The organism is Priestia sp. P5_B4, assembly GCF_056400385.1.
This window is the reverse complement of sequence record NZ_JBFULJ010000174.1, coordinates 1-6,236: the sequence shown is the minus strand read 5'-3', so window position 1 is coordinate 6,236 and position 6,236 is coordinate 1. Positions and strand designations below refer to the sequence as shown.

The window sequence follows — 6,236 nt, the reverse complement described above, 5'->3', positions numbered from 1 at the left end:
CTTCACTGATTTCACAAGCATTATCATGTTTGTCTTCAAAAAAGATATCAACATCATATCGTTTTGCTGTCTCAACTTTAAAATGAGAACCGACTAACTCAATGTGATGAAACGATAGTTCATTTTTTTGAAACCATTCTTCCGTGACGTCCAATAGCTTATCGTGCCTTGCACTAATAAAGAATAATTCGTGCTTTTGATGCCATTTTTGCAAAACAGCTTTTGCATCGTCTGCAAGTGGAGAGGTTTCGTAAATAGAGCGTTCATTTGCTTTAAACCATTTCCCGAGTTCAGCAGGTGATACATTTACAAAAGGGCTGAAATCATATTCTGTAATGTCTTCAAGTGTTAAATTTAAGTTAAAGGCTTTATTTAAATGAGGAACAAAAGTTTCAGGAGAAGTAACAGTTCCATCAATGTCAATTCCAAACTTTTTCGTCAACTACGTGCACTCCTTTAATACGTTTATTCTACTTATGTGCTTGATTATTCTTGTCTAGTGTAACATAAAGCCCAAAGAGAAACAGTAATACTTTTTATACGCCTTTGGCAAAACGTAATGATCACTGCACGGCCTGGTGATTGCGTTTGTACCTATTTCTTGTAAGAGAGTGAGCGGCTGTATAAGATTAACACTTATAATTTTTCCTCGCATTCAGATACTATAAATGCTCCTTATTTACGAAAGCGAGGGATTAAGCATGGAGAATGAAGAACAAAGGCGTAGAAAAGATGTATATGAAGCTGATTTCATGGAAGAAACTGCAGCTGAAGTGGGCGTTCCTTACCGAGTAGGAGAGCCTCATGCAGAGCGTGAAGTTATAGATATTGATCGCAATCGCAATCATGAAGTCGCTGGACGAGGAGAAGGAACGGGATACGGTCGTTTCGCACTCGTGCTTTCGATTCTTTCACTATTCTTTTTACCAATTATTCTTGGTGCCGCTGGGATTATTCTAGGGTTTATCGCACGCAGAAAAGGAGCACTTACGCTAGGAGCATGGGCAATAGGGATCGGAGTTGTATCGATTATTGTCGGTACGTTTATATTACCGTTCTTTTCATAAAAAAAAGCGAGGCGCATATGCGCCTCGCTTTTTTTAGTTATGATTTAGCTGCAGCTTTTTCAGCTTCTTGCTTTGCGTGATATTCAGCAGCAATTTTATCAATTTCTTTTTTTAGTTCCTCAACCATTGTTTCTTCAGGAACTTTGCGTACGATTTCGCCTTTGCGGAATAGTAGACCTTCACCGCGTGCTCCCGCAATTCCGATATCAGCTTCACGAGCTTCACCAGGACCGTTTACAGCGCAGCCAAGTACCGCTACTTTAATCGGTGCTTTTACAGTTGAAATATACTCTTCAACTTCATTAGCAATGCTAATTAAATCAATTTCAATACGTCCGCAAGTTGGGCAAGAAATAAGCGTTGCGGCATTGGAAGCTAAACCGAATGATTTTAGCAATTCGCGCGCAACTTTTACTTCTTCTACAGGATCCGCACTTAAAGAAATACGTAGTGTATTTCCGATTCCTTTAGATAAAATAGCGCCAAGACCTGCTGCACTTTTTACAGTTCCTGCAAATAATGTACCCGATTCTGTAATTCCTAAGTGAAGAGGGTAGTCAAATGCTTGAGCAGCTTTTTCATAAGCTTCAATTGCCAAGTTAACATCCGATGCTTTCATTGAAACGATGATGTCATGGAAATCAAGGTCTTCTAAAATTTTAATGTGATGAAGTGCACTTTCTACCATGCCATCTGCTGTCGGATAGCCGTATTTGTCTAAAATACGTTTTTCAAGTGAACCAGCGTTAACTCCAATACGAATTGGAATATTTTTAGCTTTTGCAGCATTTACAACAGCTTCCACTTTTTCACGGCGACCGATATTACCAGGGTTGATACGGATTTTATCCGCTCCACCTTCAATTGCTTTTAATGCTAAGCGGTAGTCAAAATGAATATCCACAACTAATGGAATGTTAATGCGTTTTTTAATTTCAGGGATTGCATCTGCTGCGCGCTCGTCTGGACAAGCAACACGAACAACTTGGCATCCTGCTTCTTCTAAACGTTTAATTTCTGCAACCGTTGCTTCAACATCATGTGTCTTAGTGGTTGTCATACTTTGAATAACTAACTCGTTGCTGCCTCCGATTGTTAAATCTCCAACTTTAACCGGGCGTGTTTTTGTACGATGTATAATTTCACTCACGTGATAATCTCTCCTTCAAAATGAAATCAAGAATTTGAATTCATTAATAGAATAACTCTTTATGAACAAAATAACTAGTAGAAAGTACTACCTTAGCTATTTTAACAATGACTATCCCATCTTGACAAGAAGAATGCTGTCATTACTTGTAAATAGGGAACTTATACGTTTTTCCAATTTGAATATCCTCAGGCGCTGTACCGTTATTTAACTTTTTGAAGTCTGTAATCATTTGGTTCATAGAAACCGGTATCGATTTTTTTGTAAGCTCCTCAATGACGGACAAAACTGTATCGCCTGGCTTAATTTTTATTTTTGTATAGGTGGAAGAAGAGCTGGCGGCTTTTGTTTCTGCAGGCTGCGCTTTGCTGACTTGAACTGCTTCAGTAGCAGTGGGAATGGTCCCGTATTTAATGTCGTAGTGACAAATATATCCGATAAAAGCGAAAGCGGCTAATGCACATAGCTTTTTCATTATGCCCCTCCTTCATTCTTTTGCTTATGTGTAAAGCCTATGCTTGTCTTACTTAAATATGATTGGAGAACGAAAATTGAAAGAAAAATTAATGATTGTTTCATTAGGCTTATTGCCTTTAATCATGGTGCTGGGAAATTCCATGCTCATTCCTCTGCTGCCAAGCATTCAAAAGTCACTTCACTTAAGCGGAGTTCAAACCAGTTTGATACTGAGTGCATTTTCAATTCCAGCCGCATTGTGTATTCCTGCTGTAGGGATTTTATCAGACCGGTATGGGCGTAAAAAGTTAATCATATATTCACTCGTCATGATGATAATAGGTAGTGTCATTGCTGCTAGTAGTGCTTCATTCTCTTCTGGAAACTTTGCTGTGTTGATAGCAGGCAGAGTCATTCAAGGGATTGGAGCTGCAGGTACTACAACGTTGGCAATGGCATTAACTGGAGATGTATTTGCAGGGGAAAAAAGAGCAAAAGTCCTCGGGATTTTAGAAGTGTATAACGGAGTTGGAAAAGTGGTTGCACCGATAATTGGAGCATCGGCAGCACTCGTCTTATGGTATGCCGCGTTTTTTGTCTATCCTTTAGCTGCAGGCGCTGCTTTAGTAGGTATAGTGATGTATGTGAGAGAAGGGAAAACAGGTTCGGATTCAGTATCTGTTCAAGAATATTTAAAGAGAGCCATTGGGATTGTCTATGATAAAAGAAAATCGCTTTTTCCTTTATTCTTTGTCGGGGGATTGGGGTTGTTTTTATTATTTGGCATTTTATATTATTTATCTTTTCTAATAGAGGAAACGTATCATATAGACGGTTTTTTTAAAGGAACCGCTTTTTTATTTCCTCTTGGTGCGATGACGCTCGTTTCTTATTGGACCGGTCAACGCATCAAAACAGATGTAGAGCTCATGAAAAAATTAATGATAGTAGGGATAATTTTTTTATTCCTGATGTTTGGAGTATTAACGATTATTTATACGCTTCCTGTGCTGATGTTTTGTTTGACAGTCGCCTTTGGCGGCTTAGGATTTGTTCTTCCGTGTATTAATATGATGATTACTTCAGCGGCTTCAGACGAAGAAAGAGGGTTTATTGTATCCATTTATGGAACGGTGAGATTTTTAGGAGTAGCGTTGGGACCTGTTGTTTTTGAAGTGTGGATGCATACTGAAAGGCTGATGTTTGTTTACAGCTTTATTCTGCTCACAGCAGGAGGTTTGTGGGTTTTGTATCAGTTGAAAATTCTTTCTTCTGCAATGGGAAGAAGAAAAGTTGTACCGAAATAAAGAGGCTGAGACTTAACTAAATCACTCCAATCACCAGCTAGAAGCAGCCGCATACATGAAACCTGCGTTCACCATATCAATAAAAAAATCCAAAAGAGGTGGATTCTCTATCAAGAATCTAGATTCCTCGTTTGGATTCTCCTTCAACTAAAATACGTTTGTCCCAGCACCTTTATTAGCTTTTACCYTTTTTCTTATAGGAACCCTTGTAACGRGCAACAAGTAAATGAAGAATGTTCCTATCCAGTAAAGAGAGCTATGTAATGCTAGAGACAAAGAAAAAGCTTCAAAAAGCGTATAAAGCAGCGTGAAGGCTACCGTACTATAAGCACTCAGTGCCCATAGCTGCTTGAAAGAAAGCTGCTTTTTAGCAATGAGTCCAATCAGCTTTCCAAGATAAGCAAGGCAGGTAATAGAAAGGAAGTTTAGTCCAGATGTTAATACGTACAGTAAAAGCATAGCGATAGGGACAAGTATGTATAAAGAAAATTTTTGTTCGTGCAGCAAGTTTAACAGTTCATTTTTATCTTTATGATGCCAGTTTAGCAACTCATATGAATACGTTTGTGTTTGTGAATTAGTCGTGATGTAAATTCCATCCTTTAAAAAACCAATTGCATGAGCAGGGGAATGAAACCGTTCAATAGACTGTGATGGGTTTAAGATAAAAGCGGTACCGTTTACTTTTTTTGTGAAAGGTTGACTTGACGTAAGCTGTGAGTTTGAAATAGAAAAAGAAGAAACAGATTTCGGAAGATCTGTAGTAGCGATATGATAGCCGTTTACAATCGTCAAAGTCATAAAGAAAAATGTAGGCAGCAAAGAAATAAATGTTAAAAACAGCACAAAGCCAATTGTTTTATTCGTATGCTCAAAGCGAAGCGACCTTATTTTTTTGAAGGAAGTAAAACTCCATGCCATCTTTTTCAGCATGCTCATTGTAAAGCCTCCTCTTATTGAAGATTCTGATTATACCTTATTTTATAGCGAAAATTTAAGGTTTACAATAGATTTTAGAAACCGTTACCAATTACAATGATGCGGTGGAGCGTTTTGTCACAAGCACATTTTATGCGTATATGTAGAGGTTTTACCGTCATTGTTTTTTGGATATTACGGGCACTTTGAGGACTGTGCTGTTAATATTGCAGAGGTATTCGAAAGTAAAATAAAGGAAGGACTCGTCGTGCAAGGTCTTTCTTTATAGGAGTGGTTATTGTATGATAAATAGTAATAATAAAAAGGATAGGTGCGGGCATGGCTATTTTATGTTGGGCATTAATTATCGTTAGCTTTGTTGTATCGTTTGTTGGGTTGGTTTATCCCATCATCCCAAGCGTGCTATTTGTAGCTCTAGGATTTGTTATATACGGTTTATTTTATGATTTTAGCTCCTATAGCTGGTTATTTTGGGTGGTACAAGGATTGTTAGTTGTTGCACTTTTTTTAGCAGACTATATAGCTAATATTATTGGTGTGAAAAAATTCGGAGGCACTAAAGCAGGTGTTTGGGGAAGTACAGTTGGGCTGCTTGTAGGTCCGTTTGTCATTCCGGGATTTGGAATTATTTTAGGGCCGTTTATCGGAGCGATTGTAGGAGAACTGATTGTTCATCGGACCACAATTAGCAACGCAGTAAAAATTGGAGTAGGTTCGGTTATTGGCTTTTTTAGTGGCGCTATTTCAAAAGGATTTATTCAACTGCTGATGATTGCCTATTTTTTATACGCTGTTTTAAAATAATATATTGACTTTAGGTTAGAAACATGTTAAATTTTTAATGTCGCTAGTAAATGTTATATTGTTCCACAGTAGCTCAGTGGTAGAGCTATCGGCTGTTAACCGATCGGTCGTAGGTTCGAGTCCTACCTGTGGAGCCATGGCGGTGTAGCTCAGCTGGCTAGAGCGTACGGTTCATACCCGTGAGGTCGGGGGTTCGATCCCCTCCGCCGCTATTTTCCAATTTACGTTTGTGACATACATAATTCATATTGTTCCACAGTAGCTCAGTGGTAGAGCTATCGGCTGTTAACCGATCGGTCGTAGGTTCGAGTCCTACCTGTGGAGCCATGTGGACCCTTAGCTCAGCTGGTTAGAGCAGACGGCTCATAACCGTCCGGTCGCAGGTTCGAGTCCTGCAGGGTCCACCATTTATAGGGTTGGAGGAATACCCAAGTCCGGCTGAAGGGATCGGTCTTGAAAACCGACAGGGGTGTTAAAGCCCGCGGGGGTTCGAATCCCTCTTCCTCCGCCATA

Annotated in this window: 7 protein-coding genes and 5 tRNA genes; 8 read left to right on the top strand and 4 right to left on the bottom strand. The window is 39.2% G+C overall.

Annotation, left to right across the window (positions count from 1 at the left end; genetic code table 11):
* Positions 1 to 442 (bottom strand): hypothetical protein (locus AC1DRF_RS14320; protein ID WP_477740985.1); only part of this gene is annotated, 442 nt, incomplete at its 3' end.
* A gap of 259 nt (positions 443 to 701) precedes the next feature.
* Between AC1DRF_RS14320 and AC1DRF_RS14315 the strand changes: the two genes are divergently transcribed.
* The gene (locus AC1DRF_RS14315; RefSeq protein WP_013059205.1) at positions 702 to 1,067 is read left to right on the top strand and encodes a G protein-coupled receptor family protein; all 366 of its coding nucleotides are present in this window, start codon (positions 702 to 704) and stop codon (positions 1,065 to 1,067) included.
* A gap of 37 nt (positions 1,068 to 1,104) precedes the next feature.
* Here AC1DRF_RS14315 and ispG read toward each other — a convergent pair whose 3' ends face one another.
* Positions 1,105 to 2,208: a flavodoxin-dependent (E)-4-hydroxy-3-methylbut-2-enyl-diphosphate synthase gene (ispG, locus tag AC1DRF_RS14310; RefSeq protein WP_201763664.1), complete on the bottom strand. Its 1,104-nt coding sequence runs from the start codon at positions 2,206 to 2,208 to the stop codon at positions 1,105 to 1,107.
* Positions 2,209 to 2,359: 151 nt separating this feature from the next.
* Complete coding sequence (locus AC1DRF_RS14305) at positions 2,360 to 2,692, bottom strand: hypothetical protein (RefSeq protein ID WP_013059203.1); 333 nt, start codon at positions 2,690 to 2,692, stop codon at positions 2,360 to 2,362.
* 76 nt (positions 2,693 to 2,768) lie between these two features.
* On the opposite strand from AC1DRF_RS14305, the gene AC1DRF_RS14300 reads away from it, so the two are divergent.
* The gene (locus AC1DRF_RS14300; RefSeq protein WP_427075298.1) at positions 2,769 to 3,980 is read left to right on the top strand and encodes an MFS transporter; all 1,212 of its coding nucleotides are present in this window, start codon (positions 2,769 to 2,771) and stop codon (positions 3,978 to 3,980) included.
* A gap of 147 nt (positions 3,981 to 4,127) precedes the next feature.
* On the opposite strand, the gene AC1DRF_RS14295 is transcribed toward AC1DRF_RS14300, so the two are convergent.
* Entirely contained in the window at positions 4,128 to 4,919 is a 792-nt protein-coding gene (locus tag AC1DRF_RS14295) for a DUF1189 domain-containing protein (protein ID WP_477740984.1), read from the bottom strand.
* A gap of 318 nt (positions 4,920 to 5,237) precedes the next feature.
* Between AC1DRF_RS14295 and AC1DRF_RS14290 the strand changes: the two genes are divergently transcribed.
* From AC1DRF_RS14290 to AC1DRF_RS14265, 6 genes are all read left to right on the top strand, one after another.
* Positions 5,238 to 5,723, top strand: coding sequence for a DUF456 domain-containing protein (locus tag AC1DRF_RS14290; RefSeq protein ID WP_016765575.1), 486 nt, complete (start codon positions 5,238 to 5,240; stop codon positions 5,721 to 5,723).
* 62 nt (positions 5,724 to 5,785) lie between these two features.
* Positions 5,786 to 5,860: transfer RNA gene (locus tag AC1DRF_RS14285), tRNA-Asn, on the top strand.
* Between the two features lies 1 nt (position 5,861).
* A tRNA-Met gene (locus AC1DRF_RS14280) sits at positions 5,862 to 5,935 on the top strand.
* Between the two features lie 40 nt (positions 5,936 to 5,975).
* Positions 5,976 to 6,050 (top strand) — tRNA-Asn (locus tag AC1DRF_RS14275).
* A 3-nt stretch (positions 6,051 to 6,053) separates the two neighbouring features.
* Positions 6,054 to 6,130: transfer RNA gene (locus AC1DRF_RS14270), tRNA-Ile, on the top strand.
* Positions 6,131 to 6,141: 11 nt separating this feature from the next.
* Positions 6,142 to 6,234 (top strand) — tRNA-Ser (locus AC1DRF_RS14265).
* Positions 6,235 to 6,236 lie beyond the last annotated feature (2 nt).

Coding starts and splice junctions, on each gene's coding strand:
- AC1DRF_RS14305 (WP_013059203.1), bottom strand. CDS start 2,692: ATGAAAAAGCTATGTGCATTAGCCGCTTTCGCTTTTATCGGATATATT.
- AC1DRF_RS14315 (WP_013059205.1), top strand. CDS start 702: ATGGAGAATGAAGAACAAAGGCGTAGAAAAGATGTATATGAAGCTGAT.
- AC1DRF_RS14290 (WP_016765575.1), top strand. CDS start 5,238: ATGGCTATTTTATGTTGGGCATTAATTATCGTTAGCTTTGTTGTATCG.